The organism is Enterococcus sp. AZ128, from assembly GCF_051714485.1.
Taxonomy (GTDB): Bacteria; Bacillota; Bacilli; order Lactobacillales; family Enterococcaceae; genus Enterococcus_A.
This window is the reverse complement of sequence record NZ_JBIORZ010000002.1, coordinates 1,425,072-1,442,947: the sequence shown is the minus strand read 5'-3', so window position 1 is coordinate 1,442,947 and position 17,876 is coordinate 1,425,072. Positions and strand designations below refer to the sequence as shown.

Annotated in this window: 16 protein-coding genes and 1 pseudogene; 15 read left to right on the top strand and 2 right to left on the bottom strand. The window is 40.6% G+C overall.

Translation table 11 applies throughout. The features are described from left to right. From IGI38_RS18640 to IGI38_RS18630, 3 genes and pseudogenes are all read left to right on the top strand, one after another. Positions 1-1,104 (top strand): annotated as a pseudogene (locus IGI38_RS18640) (PLP-dependent transferase). 18 nt (positions 1,105-1,122) lie between these two features. Continuing rightward, positions 1,123-2,019: a LysR family transcriptional regulator gene (locus IGI38_RS18635; RefSeq protein WP_438733317.1), complete on the top strand. Its 897-nt coding sequence runs from the start codon at positions 1,123-1,125 to the stop codon at positions 2,017-2,019. 102 nt (positions 2,020-2,121) lie between these two features. Continuing rightward, positions 2,122-2,853, top strand: coding sequence for an alpha/beta fold hydrolase (locus IGI38_RS18630; RefSeq protein ID WP_438733316.1), 732 nt, complete (start codon positions 2,122-2,124; stop codon positions 2,851-2,853). Positions 2,854-2,907: 54 nt separating this feature from the next. On the opposite strand, the gene IGI38_RS18625 is transcribed toward IGI38_RS18630, so the two are convergent. Continuing rightward, positions 2,908-4,926 carry a VWA domain-containing protein gene (locus IGI38_RS18625; RefSeq protein WP_438733315.1) on the bottom strand — a complete coding sequence of 673 codons (2,019 nt, stop codon included), beginning with the start codon at positions 4,924-4,926 and terminating at the stop codon, positions 2,908-2,910. A 371-nt stretch (positions 4,927-5,297) separates the two neighbouring features. Between IGI38_RS18625 and IGI38_RS18620 the strand changes: the two genes are divergently transcribed. The 11 genes from IGI38_RS18620 to IGI38_RS18570 all read left to right on the top strand — a co-directional run bounded on the left by IGI38_RS18620 (position 5,298) and on the right by IGI38_RS18570 (position 15,323). Further along, positions 5,298-5,681, top strand: a complete 384-nt coding sequence (locus IGI38_RS18620) for a hypothetical protein (protein ID WP_438733314.1) — start codon at positions 5,298-5,300, stop codon at positions 5,679-5,681. 48 nt (positions 5,682-5,729) lie between these two features. Then, on the top strand, positions 5,730-6,398 hold the full coding sequence (locus IGI38_RS18615) for a DUF2922 family protein (RefSeq protein WP_438733313.1): 669 nt from the start codon (positions 5,730-5,732) through the stop codon (positions 6,396-6,398). 365 nt (positions 6,399-6,763) lie between these two features. Beyond that, the gene (locus IGI38_RS18610) at positions 6,764-7,633 is read left to right on the top strand and encodes a dihydrodipicolinate synthase family protein (RefSeq protein ID WP_438733312.1); all 870 of its coding nucleotides are present in this window, start codon (positions 6,764-6,766) and stop codon (positions 7,631-7,633) included. Positions 7,634-7,737: 104 nt separating this feature from the next. Beyond that, positions 7,738-8,055 (top strand): PTS lactose/cellobiose transporter subunit IIA, encoded by a 318-nt coding sequence (locus IGI38_RS18605; RefSeq protein WP_438733311.1) that lies wholly within the window; start codon positions 7,738-7,740, stop codon positions 8,053-8,055. A gap of 218 nt (positions 8,056-8,273) precedes the next feature. Next, positions 8,274-9,314, top strand: coding sequence for a 2-hydroxyacid dehydrogenase (locus IGI38_RS18600; protein ID WP_438733309.1), 1,041 nt, complete (start codon positions 8,274-8,276; stop codon positions 9,312-9,314). Between the two features lie 10 nt (positions 9,315-9,324). Then, a complete protein-coding gene (locus IGI38_RS18595) occupies positions 9,325-10,761 on the top strand; it encodes an FGGY-family carbohydrate kinase (protein ID WP_438733307.1) in 1,437 nt (478 codons plus the stop codon). Continuing rightward, complete coding sequence (locus IGI38_RS18590) at positions 10,758-11,630, top strand: class II fructose-bisphosphate aldolase (RefSeq protein ID WP_438733306.1); 873 nt, start codon at positions 10,758-10,760, stop codon at positions 11,628-11,630. Before IGI38_RS18595 ends, IGI38_RS18590 begins: the two co-directional genes overlap by 4 nt. 203 nt (positions 11,631-11,833) lie before the next feature. Continuing rightward, positions 11,834-12,652: a Cof-type HAD-IIB family hydrolase gene (locus IGI38_RS18585; protein ID WP_438733303.1), complete on the top strand. Its 819-nt coding sequence runs from the start codon at positions 11,834-11,836 to the stop codon at positions 12,650-12,652. 15 nt (positions 12,653-12,667) lie between these two features. Continuing rightward, positions 12,668-13,258, top strand: coding sequence for a KpsF/GutQ family sugar-phosphate isomerase (locus tag IGI38_RS18580; RefSeq protein ID WP_438733301.1), 591 nt, complete (start codon positions 12,668-12,670; stop codon positions 13,256-13,258). 12 nt (positions 13,259-13,270) lie between these two features. After that, on the top strand, positions 13,271-14,194 hold the full coding sequence (gene rbsK, locus IGI38_RS18575; RefSeq protein ID WP_438733300.1) for a ribokinase: 924 nt from the start codon (positions 13,271-13,273) through the stop codon (positions 14,192-14,194). A 16-nt stretch (positions 14,195-14,210) separates the two neighbouring features. Beyond that, positions 14,211-15,323 carry a mandelate racemase/muconate lactonizing enzyme family protein gene (locus tag IGI38_RS18570; protein WP_438733298.1) on the top strand — a complete coding sequence of 371 codons (1,113 nt, stop codon included), beginning with the start codon at positions 14,211-14,213 and terminating at the stop codon, positions 15,321-15,323. Here IGI38_RS18570 and IGI38_RS18565 read toward each other — a convergent pair. Then, positions 15,315-16,262: an IS30 family transposase gene (locus IGI38_RS18565; RefSeq protein WP_438725454.1), complete on the bottom strand. Its 948-nt coding sequence runs from the start codon at positions 16,260-16,262 to the stop codon at positions 15,315-15,317. The two genes, IGI38_RS18570 and IGI38_RS18565, sit on opposite strands and share 9 nt — an antisense overlap. A gap of 133 nt (positions 16,263-16,395) precedes the next feature. Here IGI38_RS18565 and IGI38_RS18560 point away from each other — a divergent pair, with 133 nt between their 5' ends. Next, positions 16,396-17,844, top strand: a complete 1,449-nt coding sequence (locus IGI38_RS18560; RefSeq protein WP_438733296.1) for an aldehyde dehydrogenase family protein — start codon at positions 16,396-16,398, stop codon at positions 17,842-17,844. Positions 17,845-17,876 lie beyond the last annotated feature (32 nt).

Sequence of the window (17,876 nt, the reverse complement as noted above, 5' to 3'; positions counted from 1 at the left end):
ATGAGGTATCATACAGCGACAGAATTGGCTCAAATCGGGAATCATCAAGATGACCGAACAGGAGCGGTGTCTGCACCAATCTATTTATCAACGACTTTTTCTCATCCAGGATTGGGCCAGAGTACCGGTTATGACTATACGCGAACAAAAAATCCGACAAGAGATATTTTAGAAGAGGCGTTAGCAAAATTAGAAGGGGGAAGCCAAGGAATCGTAACTAGTTCAGGAATGAGCGCGATCCAACTAGTCTTTAATTATTTTTCAGCAACGAGTGAATTTTTAGTTTCTCGCGATCTTTATGGTGGAAGCTACCGCTATTTTTAAGAACTGGAACGTCAAAACGGATCTGTTTTTCATTATTTTGATGATTTTGAAAGTTTGGAAAATCAACTGACAGAAAAAATTGATGCGGTATTTTTGGAAACTCCAACCAATCCTCTAATGCAGGAAGTCTCAATCACTGATACGGCTAACCTTGCCCACAACTACGGCGCCTGTCTAATCGTGGATAATACTTTTTTAACTCCTTTAAGACAACAGCCACTGAAGGAGGGCGCGGACATCGTCATTCATTCTGGCACAAAATTTTTGAGCGGACACAATGACTTATTAGCGGGCGTTGTTGTGGCAAAAGAGCACGAGTTAGGCGAACAATTAACCTGGTTAAGTAATACGACCGGTCCAACATTATCCAGCTTTGACAGTTGGCTGTTCATTCGCAGTTTAAAAACGTTAAAGCTTCGTTTTGAACAGCAAGAACGCAATGCACAGGAGCTCGCAAAAAAATTAAAGGCATTCTCGGAGATCGAAAAAGTACTTTATCCTGGAATCGGGGGAATGATCAGTTTTTATGTTAAGGACGCAACTAAAATCCCCGAGTTTTTATCAAAACTAGAATTAATTACGTTTGCGGAAAGTTTAGGCGGAGTGGAAACACTGATCACTTATCCAACTACCCAAACACATGCGGATATTCCTAGAAACATTCGAGAATCTTATGGGTTGACGGATAACTTGCTGCGCCTTTCCATCGGCATCGAGGATAGCGATGACTTGTTGACGGATTTAGCACAAGGATTTAGCAAAGCTAAAAGCGCTCACTGAATTAAAGGAGGAAGGAACATGAACTTACAGCAATATCGTTATGTTCAAACTATTGCTAAGATCGGAAGCTTCAGTCAGGCGGCCAAAGAGCTTTTCGTTACGCAACCAAGTCTTTCCAGTTCGATTAAGGAGCTGGAAAATGAACTGGATGTTCAGCTTTTCCATCGATCAAAATCTGGAACCTGTCTAACCGAAGCCGGCAGCGACTTCTTGATTTATGCTAAAAGAATCTTAACGCAGGTGGAGGAGATGGAGAAACATTTTTTGCTGGGAACTAAAAAGAGCTTTACTGTAAGTTCTCAACATTATGATTTTCTTTACGAGCCTTTTATGAAGGTCACGGAAAAATTCCAAGGCGTTTGTCAAAATTTTTATTTAAATGAAACAACGACAAAAAGAATACTTGAAAGTATTCGAGACTTTGAAAGCGAACTAGGGATTATCTACCTGAATCCCCAAAGCAAGCGGATGCTTGAACGGTATTTCAGCCAAGAAAGTTTGAATTTTGAAGTGTTGGGTAATTTCTCGACACACATCTATTTAGGCGCGCATCATCCGCTTGCTGCAAGAGAGAATATATCAAAAGAAGAGCTGTCTGTTTATCCGCAAGTCCGGTTTATTCAAGAGGATCATGGTGCGAGCTATTTAGATGAAGACCCCATCGGCATTTCTAAGGAACAGGCCAATTACTATACAAATGACCGAGGAACCTTGATGAATTTACTTGCGGGAACAGACGCTTACGCATCTGGCTTGGGAATTATTAAAGGCCTAACGAAAGATCGGATCGTTCTGCGTCCGTTGAAAGATGCTGATATTCATTCTTTAGTAGTAATTACCAACAGGATGCGTAAACAAACGCAGCTGGCGGAATATTTTATACAGGAATTGAAGCACACGCTGCAAAAGGAGTAGGGAACGATGAAAGGTGGAAGGTGCCGGTGTAAAAAAAGCTGCGATGTTTTTCCTACTATGAAGAAAATGGTATGATAGCAACGAAAGAAAGGAACGATTGAAGTGAAAAAATGGAAAAAAATCCTTCTGATGGTTGTTATCGGACTTGCTGTTGTATTTGCTGGCGGATTCGCCTATTTAAAAACTCAAACCTATTCGCCTACAAATAACGCGCAGCAGATTGCTGATAAAGCGAAAAATAGCAATGATTCGCTCTATTTTCCTTCCGAAGATAAATCAAAGCCAGTAATTATTTTTTATCCTGGAGCACTCGTTGAACCAGAAAGCTATAGCTCGTGGGCACAAATTGTAGCAACAGCTGGGTACCCCGTTTATATAATGAAAATGCCTTTGGATTTAGCAGTTTTGGCACCGAATCAGGCAGAGAAAGTTCTTTCTCAACTGCCGAATCGTAAATATATCATTGGCGGGCATTCTTTAGGCGGCGTAATGGCTAGTCGTTTTGCGCAAAAACATGGAGAAAATCTGAAAGGTGTCTTTTTCTTGGCTAGTTATCCAGACGAAAAGGGAAGCTTGGCGAATAAAAATGTTCCCGTCTTGTCTCTGACGGCGGGTAATGATCAAGTGTTGAACAAAGCGGCTTATCAGAAAGCCAAACAAGATTTACCAAAAAATACGGATTATCAAGAAATAGCGGGTGGAAATCACGCTGGCTTTGGTTCCTATGGTCCACAAAAGGGCGATGGCAAATCTGAGATCGACGATCAAAATCAACAGGTGGCACAACGGTTGATTGCTTGGTTGGAAGAAAAAAGCGACACAGAAAAAGACTGACGCTTCATGATCAACGCATAAAAAACGTCCAATCGATTGATTGGACGTTTTTACTTAGTTCATTTTCTTCAAAAGATAGATTGAAAAACTGAATAGACTTGTTCCCAAAAGAAGCCAAATGGCGCTACTTTGCTTGTCATTTGTTTTTGGATAACGTTTATTTGGAGAACTGGCACTCTTTATAATTGTCTGCTTCTGTGACGAACTACTTGTTTCAATCGTAGTTGAATCTGTTGTTGAACTTTCTGTTGAGTTCTGAGAACTTCTTGATTGTGTAGTGCTGGTTGAACTTTCTGTTGTACTTTGAGAACTTGTTGAATCTGTACTGCTAGGCGCTGTCTTTTTATACGTGTTGATCAAGGTAAAGTAATTGTTTTCCTGACTAACTGAAAAATCAAAATCCGCTGGAATAGCTACTTCATTGACACGATAAATGATGGTATCTCCGGCATTATTGTACAAAGGCAAATCATTATTGACGCCCAATACTGGAACTGTCGATACAGTAGCCTTGAAGTTCTTTTCCTTGGTTAATGACAAGGTATCTGAGGTTGTCCACGAATTCGGATTGACTAAAGGTGTTCTGTTAACCTGATAATCTACCTTATCTGGAATTACCGATTCGGGGGCATTTTTCCATTGCTTCTCTAGGCTAAGATTCACTGTCGGAGCCTTGATAGACGGAATTGGAAAATCTAGCAGTGAATTCTCACTTGCCGGATCTAGAGTGGTTTGTTGATTACATAAATACCAAAATTCCCCTCTAAAATCAGTAGCTTCAGTATTCAAGCGAATCTGATAAGTCAAAGTAATTCGTTCGTTCTCACCTAATACGAAATTTGAAAGGGTGATTACTTGATTTTGCTCAGAGACGCTCAAACTATTTACTAAATCCTTGGCGGGTTCCCAGTTACCCTCAGAATTCTTTCTCCAACCAGACAATGTATAGTAGGCGTCAGAAAAGTTTCCGCTGCCTTGCAGCAGAATATCATTTCCCATTGGATCTGTTACGAGTCCGTTTGGAATAGTCTTAGTAACCGAGTTGATAATGAGTTTTAGCGCATCACCTAATCCAAGGAGATTTTCATCGATGGAACGGTAATGACTCTCTTTGTCCGCAATATTTCGTGCGATATATTCTCCTCTATCTGTGGGAGCCGTTCCGATGGAGTAGGTAGCAATGTTCGTTTCCTTTAATGCGACGATTGTTCCCAGTGTAGCGTCAGTGACAACCGTTTTATCAACCTTGGTAGCATTCGGGTCAGAAATCGTATCACTCGTATTAAATTTTTCTGAAGTCGTTTGAAAATCTTTGTTATAAACAGCGGTATGAAGACCATTGTAGTCCGTAATTTCACCATTATTTTGATAAGTTTGCGCATTTTCAGCAGGCAAGTAGCTGCGGTTTGCACTGCCATCGCCAATATGAATCAAGATTTTCTCGGCATCTGGTCGTCCATGAGTTGTTAGAAGATCTTGACCAGCAATCAGACCTTTTTGGACAAATGTACCTGAATGACTTTCAGCCGTGTTGGTTAAGAAATCCTGTAATTGAGTTATATCGTTAGTTAAACCATTTGTGGTATAAACATTTCTGTTATAGGCAACGATACCGATTTGAACAACGCCATTAGACAAGGAATCACCCAATTCTGTACCAAAATCCTTTAACCCTTCCAATGTATTAGTCAATTTTTCACCCTGCATTGATGAAGAATAGTCGATCACTAGAACAATATCTAAAGGCGGGTGAGGAAGCTGATTTCCCTTGATATCCAGAGTAACATCGAACAAGCCTTGCTTTTGCGAATCGGCTTTGACCGTTTTCTTAAGGTAGGCTTGATCTTGATAATTGATGAATCCTTCTGAATCCACCGGTATGTTTGCTGTATTGGCGTACCCATAATTGTAAGTATCGCCGTTAGCAATCCCATTATTCACATAATTACCAGCATTCGTTGATTCATATTGAAAGGGATCATCCGCAGCAAATACAGTTGCTGAACCAGCAATAAAAAAGAAAAATAGGACAGATATGAGTATACCGAACAACCTAAAACACTTATTTTTCATAACATCCTCCATTAATGACTATATTTTAGCTTAATTATAACACTCGTTTCTGAAAACACCTTGTCATACACTCACGAAGCACTTTACAAATATGGTCTCATATTAAAACTAGAGTACTTTCACTCTATAAAAAAATGATGAGTACATTTCGGATCAATAAAAAAATAGAATATATCAAACTTTTTGAAAGGGTATTCATTATTTAATGACCGGATAATCGTTGGTATGATCGCAAACATCCTCCGAAAATCATTATGCTTAATTTAATATAAATTATTTGGAGTGTGAATGTGGTGACAAAAGAGGTATTTTGTTGTTGTAGATATCTCAAATAAGAATGAATAAAATCAAAATTGAAAGGAGAAAAGACATTGAAAGAGTATGGATTAAGCAGGGAACAATTATTTGGATTAACACGACGAACTTTGGAAAAGCGTATCCGTAATTTTTTTTCTGAAACAAATGATGGAAAGGCCGCCATCGAAATGTTGATCACCCTTCAGGTGCGGGAAGAATTATGTGAAGCCGATTTTTCTTTTATGCTTAAGGAGTTAGTCCAACATATATTCTTGAAAACGAGATCAAACTCTGCGTTGCGTCGCTATTATTTATATTTCGCTGAGTACTTTGAGAAAAAGGAGTGGCGTTTATTATCGCTTAAATTATTCCCAGTAAAAACATATATCGCTGAAAAGCTTGAAAGACTATATACACAATTCATCAAAAAACCGTTAGCAGGATTAGTAGGATCATGACGGTTTTTAAGGAAGGAGTGAAAAAATAAAAAGAAGGGAAAGTAAAAAATGGAAGAAACTATTACATTAGACGCTGAATTTGCGAATAGTATTGGCAAATCACATCATCTTCGCTTGAAAAACTTTGATCCGTCAAAAACAGCACAAGAAATAAAGTCTGCCTTAACTAAATTAACGAAGCTAGATCTGTTCGAAAAGGACGGGATTGGCTTATTTAAAGAGGTTCTTCACGCGACCGTGATCGTAGAAAAAGTTGAAATACTTTTTGATAATCCAGAGGATAAAAAGGCACCTATCAATGAACCAGTGATCAAAGAATCAGTCGCATTAACGGAAGAAATCCCACCACAGACGCAGATGTCTGCTCCACCTATCCAAAATCTGGAAAATATCCAGGATCCGCAAGACTTGACTATTGTTGAAGCAAGACCCGAATCCGGTGTACTGATCAAAACGATCGAACTTCCCCAAGGAGTCGATCCATGGCAATTGGACGAAGACCAAGCCTCTATGTTGGTTCTCGCCTGTATGGTACCGCATGCTTCATTGTTAAATGTTGAGGTGGATGATCAATCGGTTCCGGCGAAGCTGATCATCACACAAGCAGTGGAGGAGGAGAAGGTGACATCTGAGTCTCAGGCCGCCGCCCAATCTCCGCCAGAAAAACCAATAAGAAAACGAAAGCGGCTGATTGACCGCATTCGAAAACGAGAATAGCTGAAAACTTTCGCCTCATCAAAATCCAACGTTGGTATGAGGTGGATAGATAAGTAATAATCATTTGAACTGCTCTTATGCAGAAAAATTTTAGCTCGCTGAGAGGCGGGCTATTTGTCGTAGAAACAAAAAATAGTACTTAGTTACTGGTTTGATACTAGCTTTTGAGTGGGCTACTGTTAGGTTTATACTTTAAACACTTCACAATCGTTGTTCCCTTAAGAAACTGGCTATTTTGATTTAAAGTTTCAATATACTGCCGCAAGAGTCGCTGATTCTTGAATCGGTTTTTCAAAAACCTTAAAAAGTATATTGATCTTTTAAATCATTTGCTATTCTTACCGAAAAGAAACAGGAGGGTCAATATGAAATTTAACGGAGTTTTCCCAGCATTGATAACTCCCTTCAATGAGAAAGATCAAATCAATTGGTCTGCGTTGGAGGAAATTATTGAAAGAAACATTGAAAAAGGAGTGGAAGGTTTTTATTTATGCGGCACTTCGGGAGAATGTTACTTACTGGACTTAGAAGAACGCAAAGAGCTTTTAGAGCAAGTAGTGAAATTGGTTGATCAGCGTGCAAAAGTAATTGTTAATATTGGAGAGCTTTCGACTAAAAAGGCACTAGACTTAGGAAAACACGCGGAAGGACAAGATGTCGCAGCTATTTCATCGATCCCGCCGATTTATTACAGCTATTCTCAGCAAGAATTAAACACGTATTATCAGCAACTGGGGAATGAAGTTGATAAGCCGTTGATTCTCTACAATATCCCAGGAATGTCTGGCGTGCATTTTAGTAATGATGACTTGGATCAACTGTTTGCGAATCCAAAAATCATCGGCATGAAGCACACGTCCTATGACTTATATCAATTCGAAACCGTTCGTTCAAGTCACCCGGAGCTAGATCTTTTTATTGGTCATGATGAGCTGCTTCTTCCGGCATTGTCTGTCGGAGCCAATGCTGGAATTTTCAGTACAGGTAATTTTATGGCAGAAGAATTAATTGCTTTAAAGGCTTGCTATGATGCTGGAGAGTTAAAAGAGGCGGCGTACCATCAAGCGAAAATCAATCAAATCGTTGCCGTTTTGATCAAAGTCGGGGTATTCAAAGGGATCAAGGCTGCTTTGACGCTTCAAGGGATTGATGCGGGAGAATGTCGAGCACCAGCAAGTGCATTAACCCCAACTGAATTTGACAGCGTCAAAGATGTTTTGAAATTGTTGAATTAGAATAATAACTTGAGAGTTCATAAGTACAAGTACACGTAATCTGATGAAGATTCGTTGCTTTGATTATGACTCTTTTTTTACTAAAAATCTGCAAGGAGCGCACGATGACCCATTCTACCACTGAAGCAATTCAACAAATGATTTTATATTCTACTGCCGCAAAATCGGATATTCGAACATGTTTTAGCTTGATGAAGGATAAAAAATTTAGTCAAGTTGAGAAAAAATTACAAGATATTACTGAGTTATTGCAACAAATCCGAGCGCTGGAAAAAAGTTTGCTGACTCAGTCAGTTACAGAAGACGAAACAATTGACGAAGCTCGTTTACTCTACGCCTCAACCCACTTGCTGGCAACCTCCGTTCTTTTTGAAACGGCCGTCGAAATGAAAAATCTTTATCAATTAGGATTTTCAAGTTAAAACAATACAGCACTGTTTAATGGACCGCGACGATCTTAGATTGTTACGGTCTTTTTTATCCGTCAGAAATTTTGAAATAAGCAATCAAAATAACTAGGACGGTTTTCAGGTATTTAAGAAATGCTATTTCAAGACTTTTCCAAAATGATTTTCAACAATGAATAGTTGCTATCATGACCTTGCAAACAAAAGAACACGCATTAGAAAGGAAGGGAATCATGAAAGTTTTATATTTGGAAGATGAAACAGTGACAAGAGAAGTTATTCTGGAAACGACCAAGAATTATCGAAATCTGCTTGGAGATGTCGAGATTGCAGTATTCAATGAATCCATGGGCAACAGCAAAGAGGCTATTGCCGACAGTATCTTAAAGACTGAAAAAAATGGACCGGAATGGTTGGAGCCAAGTCAAGAACTACTCGCAGCTGTCAAAGATGCGGATGTCCTAGTGACTCACTTTGTTGGTGTTAACCAAGCGATTATTGATGCCGCAAAAAAATTACGTTTGATCTGTATTTTACGCAGCGGAATTGAAAATGTGAATGTCGCTTATGCCAAGGAACAAGGAATTCCCGTTGTGAACGCTCCTGGTCGATTAGCCGGACCTGTTGCTGATTATTCTGTTGGGATGATTATCGCCGAATCACGCAATATGGTTCGTAGCAACCTTCAAGGAACGAAAGGAAAATGGGTAATTCGTTTTGATAACTTTAGCTATTCACAAAGCTTAGCAGATAAGGTCGTTGGCATTATTGGGTTTGGGTTGATTGGCCGTGAGGTAACGAAACGCTTGATCCCATTTGGTACAACGATCAAAGTTTACGATCCCTTCTATCAGAAAACGGGTCAAGAAGGCTTTGATTTTGAATTGGTCGGATTGGATGATTTGTTAACCGAGGCTGATTTTGTCAGTATGCATGCCCGCTTAACAAAAGAAACGGAAGGTCTATTTGGGGCAGCTGAATTCAATAAGATGAAAAAAACAGCGTTCTTCGTAAATACTGCTCGTGCTGGATTAGTGGATGAGCCAGCATTGATTGCGGCACTTCAGGCAAAAGACATCGGCGGTGCAGCCTTAGATGTCTTTGCCAACGAGCCATTACCTGCAGATAATCCTTTACTGGCTCTGGATAATGTCACTTTGACACCTCACTTAGCCGGTACGGCAAGTAATGTCGGACAAATCTCACTGCGCTTTATTGAACCAGATTTGAAGAATTTTGTAGCAGGCAAGGCGTTAGTTAATCGCGTAGGCTAGGTGGTGCATTATGAAAGAATCATGTATTTTGGTCGTCGATTTTGGAACCTCCAATGTCCGTGCCTCGCAAGTCACATTATCAGGAGAAATTAGAACGATTTCCTGTCAAAAAATTGAGGTCTTACATCCTGATTATCATTACGCGGAAATCGATCTTCAGGATCTTTGGAACAAGACCAAACAGGTCATAGAAACTGTCTGGAATCGAAGAGAAGACGCAGAATTTCTAGCTTTATCGTTTTCCTTTTTAGGGGATAGCTTGATCTTAGCAGATGAAAAGCAGCAACCGATCGGGAATATGATCGTCTCCTTTGATCGTCGGGGGGAAGCCGAAGCAGAGACACTGAAACAGGATTTCGGCGAAGAGGCCTTTTTGAAAGCAACCGGATCAAAAATATTACCAGAACTGCTGCCGGTTAAATTACTTTGGCTGCAAAATCATGCACGAACAGCTATGGATGAAACCAAAAAAATCTGGAATTTGCAGCAATTTATTATGAGTCAATTAGGTTTAGCGGATCAAACGGATTATACCTTAGCGAGCCGCAAGTGCTTATTAGATATTCAGAGCGGTGAATGGAATCAAGAGCTGATCGACTATTTGCAGGTCGAAAAAGAAACCGTGGAGCAAACGATTCAAGAAAGCGCAACAACAGTCGGTTTTATCTCATCAATTGGACAGACTAATTTTGGCAAAGAACTGCCAGTCATTTTAGGTGCTCATGATTCTGAATGCGCGATTCTAGGGCTTGGCGTTGATGCATCCGATCCTTCTTTAATCGGAAATATCATGGGAACCTTTGATTTACTTGGATCGATCAGGACCGTAGATCAGCGTCCAGATCAACGGAACTACCCAGATATCGAGGTAACTCATGGAATTGAAAAAGGGACAGTGATTGTCGGAGGATCAATTATTGCCGGCGCTTATTTGGAATGGTTCATGCGTGAAATCGTTCATGGAGAAAAAGATTTTTCAGCGTTAAATGAATCAATTAACTGGGATACGATTCAACCAGCAACCTTGTTATTACAAAATTCATCTCGTAGAAATCGGTTGTCGGACTTTGATCTATCCTTTTCGATCGATGATCTGTATAAAACAATTCTAGAAGGGTCAGTTTATGAACTGGCTAAAATAATCCAGCAATTAAAGGCTGAACAATCAGTAAAACGGTTACGGATTGGCGGCGGAGGCAGTCAGTCAGACCCATGGGCACAATTAAAAGCTGACGTGTTTAACCTGCCAGTTGAACGAGTTAAAAATAAAGAAGTTTCTTCGATTGGTGCTGCGATCATTGCCGGTGTTGGATTAGGGATTTTTTCAGATTATCAAGACGGCATTACCCAAATGGTCAAAGTAGAGAAAAGTTTCGAACCAAACAAAGAACGAGGACAAAAATATTTAACTAAATATCAAAAAGCAGAAAGAGGGATATCACAATGAGTTTAGTAACATTGAAGGAGATTTTATCAGAAAGCGTTGAGGGAAATTATGCAGTCGGAGCGTTCAACTTTTTGGATGATAATTTTATGGAAGCAATCATTTCGGCGGCAGAACAAGAAAATAAACCTGTCATTTTACAGATTCCGCCATTTTTCGCAGAGGTAAATGACCTAAGTTTCTATTGGCCAAAAATGTTGGATCGCGCGCGTCGGGCAACAGCGCCGATTTGTCTCCATTTAGATCATGGACCAGATTTTGAAACCTGTATGAAGGCCATTCATGGGGGGGCTAGCTCGGTAATGTTCGACGGTTCTACATTACCGATCGAAGAAAATATTCGGATCACTAAAGAAGTTGTCAAAGTCGCACATGCCTGCGGTGTCAGTGTAGAGGGCGAGATTGGTCACGTTGGCAGTCCCGAGGGAGAATTACAAGCTGCGGTGGTTGATGAAAGTACCTATACTAAACCGGAAGATGCCGTTCGATTCGTTAAAGAAACCGGCGTCGATGCACTAGCAGTAGCGGTGGGGACCGTTCATGGTGTCTATAAAGGGGATCCAAAAATCGCCACAGAGTTATTAGCTGAAATCAAACGGCAAGTCGATGTTCCATTAGTCTTGCATGGCGGATCTGGACTGCCAGATGAGCAGTTCCAAGCAGCTGTCAAACATGGAATCAACAAAGTGAATTTCTTTACGGGAATGTCATTGGCCGCGACTCAAGCTATCGAGAAACGTTTAGATGAAACCAACGGAAATGTTCATTATATTGAGTTGAAGGATGCCGCTTATGAGGCAGTAGTGGAGACTGTATCATCGAAAATGAAGGTCTTCGGCACGCAGCCTTTAAAAAAAGACTATAGCAACTAGCACATGACGTATCTGCCGAGAATCCCAATCATTTTTGGATTCTCGGCTTTTTTTATCATTTTGAATAGTAATTTCAAAAAACAAATCACTTGAAGAAGAAAAAGTGAATCAGGTTTTCAAATGCTCTGCATTCACTATAAATGGCTGACTAAAGTTGTTAATCTCAAGTCACAGGATGAAGAAATAGTTGAGGAAGTGAAGAAATGGAAAAAATAGTCGCAATCGATATCGATGGCACTTTGCTGGATAGCGATCATAAAGTGACAAAAGAAGTATTTGAAGCCATTAAAATAGCGAAACAGAATGGTGTTCATATTGCATTATGTTCCGGCAGACCTGTTTTTGGTCTGAAACCGATCCTTGAGATGTTGCCGGAAAAATCAATTGAATACGTGATCACTCATAATGGTGCTTTAGTTTTAGAACTAGAGACTGGGAAAGTGATTTCCTCCCAAACCTTGAATACAGATGATTTTGAATTGTTTAATCATATCAGTGAACAGGAAGATACGCATCTTTGTTTCCACGATTATGACGGCATTTATACCTACTGCCGAAAAATCAATGACGGCATGGCAAGGAATATCATCGCACAAGAGTGCATCATGGAGGTTCTAGATAATGTTCCAGCAGAAAAATCAAATGGAATATTAAAACTGCAATTTATCGAAAATACATCAGAGGTCGTCGACCAACTGATCGAGACTATTCCAAAGGCGCTTTTTGAAGAATACCATATCGTTCGCAGTGTCAGAGACAGCTTGGAAGTGATGAAACAGGGTGTAAACAAATGGACGGGAATTTCTGATCTAGCAAGATACTTGAACATCGCTGAAGAAAATACGATCGGTATCGGTGATGAGGAGAATGACCGCGAAATGCTGGAAAATGTCGGCTTGAGTATTGTGATGGGAAATGCTGGTGATGAAATGAAAAAAATTGCGGATATCATCACTAAATCCAATGATGAATCTGGGGTCGCCTATGCATTAGAAAACTATGTTTACTCAAAAGCGATGTAAAGAAGGAGGAAAAAAATGAGTCATTCAGAATATGTTCGAAAAATCATTAGTGAAGAAATCGAATGCTTAAATGAAGTCTATCAAAAAATCGATGGCAAGACGTATGACCAGGTGTTAGACAAAATTATGGAATGTCGTGGAAAAATTATTTTTCTGGGTGTAGGCAAATCAGGAATTATCGGTAAAAAACTGGCGGCAACTTTTTCCAGTACCGGAACTTCTTCTTTCTTTGTCCACGCAACAGAAGCTTTACACGGTGATTTGGGTATGATTCAGTCAGAAGACATCGTCATCATGATTTCCAATAGTGGTGAAACAGGTGAAGTCATCGCGACGATCCCTTCGATTCGCCAAAGAGGCGCTTTTATCATCTCGATGACCAGCAACCCTAATTCATCAATTGCCGCGAGCAGTGATATCCACTTAAATTTATCCGTCGAACGGGAAGCAGATCCATTAGACCTTGCACCAACCAACAGCTCGACAGCTACTTTAGTTATCGGCGATGCTTTGGCTTTAACGTTATCGAAAGAGAAAAATTTCGGAAAATCTGACTTTGCCGTGTGTCATCCTGGCGGCAGTTTAGGAATTAAAAGTAGTCAATAGGAGGTGTCAGTAATGAAAAAAATTCTAGTCATCGGCAGTTTTATGACCGATCTAGTCGTTCAGACTGAACGACCGCCTAAAAATGGCGAGACGATCATTGGAACAGCGTTCAATCAGTTTACTGGCGGAAAAGGGGCAAACCAAGCTGTCGCTGCGGCACGCTTAGGCAGTGACGTATCCATGATCGGTAAAGTCGGCAGCGATGCTTTTGGCGCAGAACATATAACAGCCTTAGAAACAGAAAAAATCAATACCAATAATATCTACCGTGATCCTAAAACTAAAACAGGTGTAGGAAGTATTACCCTAGATGCCCAAGGAAATAATCGGATCATTGTGGTTCCAGGAGCGAATATGGAATTGACGATCGCAGAGCTTGAACAATGTGAAGAACTGATTTCTAAAAGCGACATTATCATTCTACAATTAGAAATACCTTTGCCGGTTGTCTATCGATCCATTGAACTGGCCAAAAAGTATGGTAAACAAGTCCTCTTCAACCCCGCACCAGCACAAACGATTGATGAAAAATTCAATTCGCTGATTGATTGGGTGATTCCAAATGAAACAGAAGCAGAACTCCTTACAGGCATTGAAGTAACGGACGACGAAGCAGCTTTGCGGGCAGCGGAAGCTTTACGAACCAAAGGCTTCAAAAATGTCATCATAACATTAGGTGATCGTGGCGTGTTAGTGAAAACAAAAGAAATCACGCTCTTCAAGGATGCCTATAAGGTTGTCGCACAGGATACAACAGCGGCTGGAGATTCCTTTATTGGTGGTTTTGCATTCGGTTTAGCCTCAGAGGTGTCTGTCGAAACGGCGGTTAGTTGGGCAGTCGCAACTTCCGCAATTACTGTATCACGTCTAGGGGCACAGCCATCGCTGCCAAACTATGATGAGGTAATGAGCCTGATCGAAAGTAAGAAATTATAGAAAGAGGGAAGAGCTTGTGAATATAGACGTAATTAAAGAAGTACACGTGCATTTAGTCGCGAATGACATCAAAGCGAACTTTACTGATGCTACTAGAACTGTTGAAACGATTGGTTATACCGTTGTTCGTGTGATTACCGAAAACGGAAAAGAAGGAATTGGGCTGACGTATAACGAAGTTGGCGGAGAAGCTACGAAGGCCTTGATTTTAGAGAGTATTGCTCCAAAAATCATTGGCAGAGACCCTTTTGAAACGGAAGCCATTTGGGAAGAGTTATTCCATTATCTACGTGGAGTGGGGCGGAAAGGTTTGACTTATTGTGCCTTAAGCGCAATTGATATCGCCTTATGGGACTTAAAAGGAAAAATTTTGAATTTGCCATTATACAAACTATTTGGCGGAACGAAGAAAAAAGTTCCGGTGTATGCTAGCGGCGGCTGGACCTCATACTCCGATGAAGAGCTGGTTGAAGAAATGCAGTCTTTTGTTGCTCAAGGCTATAACATGGTTAAATTCAAAGTCGGCGTTGAAGGTGGAACGAATCCACGTCGCGATGTGAAACGGGTGAAGATGGTTCGTGAAGCGTTAGGCGAGGACATTACCATTATGGTGGATGCCAATAATGTTTGGGATGCAGCAACAGCCGCACAGCTAGCCAATGATATTCGCCCTTATAATATTTTCTTGTTTGAAGAGCCTGTTTTCGCAGATGATATTCCTGGATTGAAACGTTTCAAGCAAAAAACCGATATTCCTTTAGGGACTGGGGAACATGAGTACACAAAATACGGCGCTCGAGATTTGATATTGAATGAGGCGGCAGATATCGTGCAGTTAGATGGAACACGAGCGGGTGGGATCACAGAAATGCTGAAAGTCTGCTATTTGACACAAGTGTGGAACATTAAATTCGCCCCCCATGCAATGGAAAATATCCATCTGCATTTAGTTGGTAGTTTTTCGAATGCATTGTTCTTAGAACGCTTGAAAATTTTTGAAGAGATCACCGATAAGGTCTTTCTTGATCAGCCAAAACCAATCAATGGGTTTATGGAAATGACAGACGAACCAGGATTAGGTTTGACCCTTAACATGGATTTTATTTTAAATGCTGAATTGTCAAATTAATTGCAACATTTCTTCTTGAAAGACTTCCCAACAATTTTTCCAGTTCAATGTTTTTTTAGGACGCATATTTATCTTGCGTAATGCTTCCTGTTTCTCCGTAGGGGGTACCTTTGAAAAATCAGTTCCCTTAGGGAAGAATTCTCTAAATAAACCATTCCCATTTTCGTTAGATCCGCGTTGCCATGGGGAGTATGGATCACAAAAATACATAGGTACGTCTAAATCTTTCTCAATTTCTTTCCAGCAAGAAAACTCTTTCCCACGGTCGACCGTAAAGCTTAAAAATGCCTTGTGACTCCCTAGGTCTTGCACAAAAGCTTTAATCGCTTGTGCCATTGACTTCGCGGTACGATCCCTCATTGAGATCGCCCAATAAAAGCGTGTTTTCCGTTCAATAAACGTTGCTTCGCAGGCTTTGCTTTCCCCTCTGCTAGAAACAACTGTGTCCAACTCCCAATGTCCAAATTCTTCTCGAGTTGACACAGAAGCTGGGCGTTCATCAATGGTATGCCCTACAGTCATTTTGCCTCGTGCCTCTTCTTGTTTTTCTTGTCTTCTGCCTTTATGTCTCAGACACTGTTTAGACACATTAAGAATACCGGCATAGAGCCAATTGTAAATGGTTTTGAATGAAACTATTTGACGATCATTCGCAATTTGTTCAGGGGACCAGCTGTCTTCAAGATCACATTCAATCTGATAAGCGAATTCAGAAGTCCATTTGGACTTCGCACCACAGGCACTGCGCTTCATTTCCGCATCTAATTGCGCATTGTCGGCATTATAGATCAAATCTTCGGGTACTCGTTTCAACTCACGATCAATCGTTGTTCGGCTAACACCAATTCTGTCCGCTATTTCTTGAATACTCTTGGCATCATAAATCATCGTCTCTATACATTTTCGATTATCTCGTGTAAGCTTTTTGTGTGAACCCATCAAAATCACTCCTAGTAGTTTGTTATCCTAAACTCATTTTACTAGAAATTTTTGATGGGTTCTTTGTTGCGATTAATATTACAATTCAGCAAATAATGAAAAATAAAACAGTTTTCTTAGGAGGAACTACACAATGAAAATGCTAATCAACGGAAAAAAAGTCGATGCCAGTGATGGACAAACACAAAATATCGTGAATCCCGCAACGCAAGAAATTATGGATACTGTACCAAAAGCTTCATTAGCAGATATCAAACAAGCGATCGATTATGCGGTTGAAGGACAAAAAGAATGGAACAAGGAGCTTCTAAGAGATCGAGTAGCTAAACTGCGTGAATTTGCTCGTCTAGTAAAAGAACGCCGCTTAGAATTAGGCGAAGTTCTAGCCAAAGAAACCGGGAAACCTTACATGAAGGAAGCGGTTTGGGAATTTGATTCAGTGGCTTACATCGTAGAGGGCGCTTGTGAGGTAGCCTTGCATCATTATGGTAAGACAATGCCGACAGGGGGAACAGAACCAGGTTACGAAGACGATATTCAGTTCACTATCCATGAACCGTTAGGTGTTATTGCTTGTATCATTCCATTTAATTTTCCAGTTGCCTTATGGGCACACAAAATTGGCGCGGCCTTAGCAACAGGAAATGCCGTTTTAGTTAAAGCGCCGTCACCAAACCCATTGGCATTAATGATGCTCCATGAAATTTTAGTCGAAGTGGGGATTCCAGGTAGCGTGGTGCAATGTTTGACAGGCAGCGGCGCGGTTATTGGTGACGCGATTGTCAAGGATTCTCGCATTGCATCTGTTAACTTTACTGGAAGTACCGGCGTTGGTAAGAGCATTGCTAAAAACGCGGCAGAAAGTTTGACTGGTTATCAGTTTGAGTTAGGCGGAAATGATCCATTCATCGTTTGTGCAGATGCCGATATGGATCTCGTTGTAAAAGAAGCTGGAGACAAATGCCGTAATTCCGGACAAGCATGTAGTGCAGCGAAGCGTTTTATTGTTCATCGTTCGAAAGCCAAAGAATTTGTTGAACGTTTGATCAAAGAACAAATCGAACCGTTAGTTATTGGCAATCCAATGGACGAAACGACAGATATGGGACCACTGATCACAAAAACTGCCGCGAAAGGCGTGGAACAACAAGTTAATGATACCGTAGCGGCTGGAGCAAAATTAGCCTACGGCGGTACAAGAGATAAAGCGTTCTACGTTCCTGCTGTATTGACTGATGTGACACCAGACATGGAAATTGCCAAAGACATGGAAGTATTTGGCCCAGTTTTCCCAGTGATTGAATTTGACACTATAGATGAAGCGATTGCAATTGCAAATGGTTCTAATTATGGACTAGGCTCTGGTGTATTGACTCAAGACATGAAGACTGCGTTTAAAGTAGCGAAGGAATTACAAACAGGGCATGTCGCAATCAATGGGTCAGGCGGATTCCGCGCCTCAGAATTACCATTTGGCGGCGGTAAGAAGTTGAGCGGAAACAGCCGTGAAAGTTTTGTCACAGTAATGGATGAAGTTACGCAACAAAAATCAATCATTTTACGCTATATTTTAGCTGATTAAACCATTAAAAAAACAATCCTGATGAGTAAGAT

What these genes read in the sequence shown, in the direction of transcription:
- IGI38_RS18635 (WP_438733317.1), top strand. Translation starts at nt 1,123, where the DNA reads ATGAACTTACAGCAATATCGTTATGTTCAAACTATTGCTAAGATCGGA.
- IGI38_RS18625 (WP_438733315.1), bottom strand. Translation starts at nt 4,926, where the DNA reads ATGAAAAATAAGTGTTTTAGGTTGTTCGGTATACTCATATCTGTCCTA.
- IGI38_RS18615 (WP_438733313.1), top strand. Translation starts at nt 5,730, where the DNA reads ATGGAAGAAACTATTACATTAGACGCTGAATTTGCGAATAGTATTGGC.
- IGI38_RS18610 (WP_438733312.1), top strand. Translation starts at nt 6,764, where the DNA reads ATGAAATTTAACGGAGTTTTCCCAGCATTGATAACTCCCTTCAATGAG.
- IGI38_RS18605 (WP_438733311.1), top strand. Translation starts at nt 7,738, where the DNA reads ATGACCCATTCTACCACTGAAGCAATTCAACAAATGATTTTATATTCT.
- IGI38_RS18600 (WP_438733309.1), top strand. Translation starts at nt 8,274, where the DNA reads ATGAAAGTTTTATATTTGGAAGATGAAACAGTGACAAGAGAAGTTATT.
- IGI38_RS18595 (WP_438733307.1), top strand. Translation starts at nt 9,325, where the DNA reads ATGAAAGAATCATGTATTTTGGTCGTCGATTTTGGAACCTCCAATGTC.
- IGI38_RS18590 (WP_438733306.1), top strand. Translation starts at nt 10,758, where the DNA reads ATGAGTTTAGTAACATTGAAGGAGATTTTATCAGAAAGCGTTGAGGGA.
- IGI38_RS18585 (WP_438733303.1), top strand. Translation starts at nt 11,834, where the DNA reads ATGGAAAAAATAGTCGCAATCGATATCGATGGCACTTTGCTGGATAGC.
- IGI38_RS18580 (WP_438733301.1), top strand. Translation starts at nt 12,668, where the DNA reads ATGAGTCATTCAGAATATGTTCGAAAAATCATTAGTGAAGAAATCGAA.
- rbsK (WP_438733300.1), top strand. Translation starts at nt 13,271, where the DNA reads ATGAAAAAAATTCTAGTCATCGGCAGTTTTATGACCGATCTAGTCGTT.
- IGI38_RS18565 (WP_438725454.1), bottom strand. Translation starts at nt 16,262, where the DNA reads ATGGGTTCACACAAAAAGCTTACACGAGATAATCGAAAATGTATAGAG.
- IGI38_RS18560 (WP_438733296.1), top strand. Translation starts at nt 16,396, where the DNA reads ATGAAAATGCTAATCAACGGAAAAAAAGTCGATGCCAGTGATGGACAA.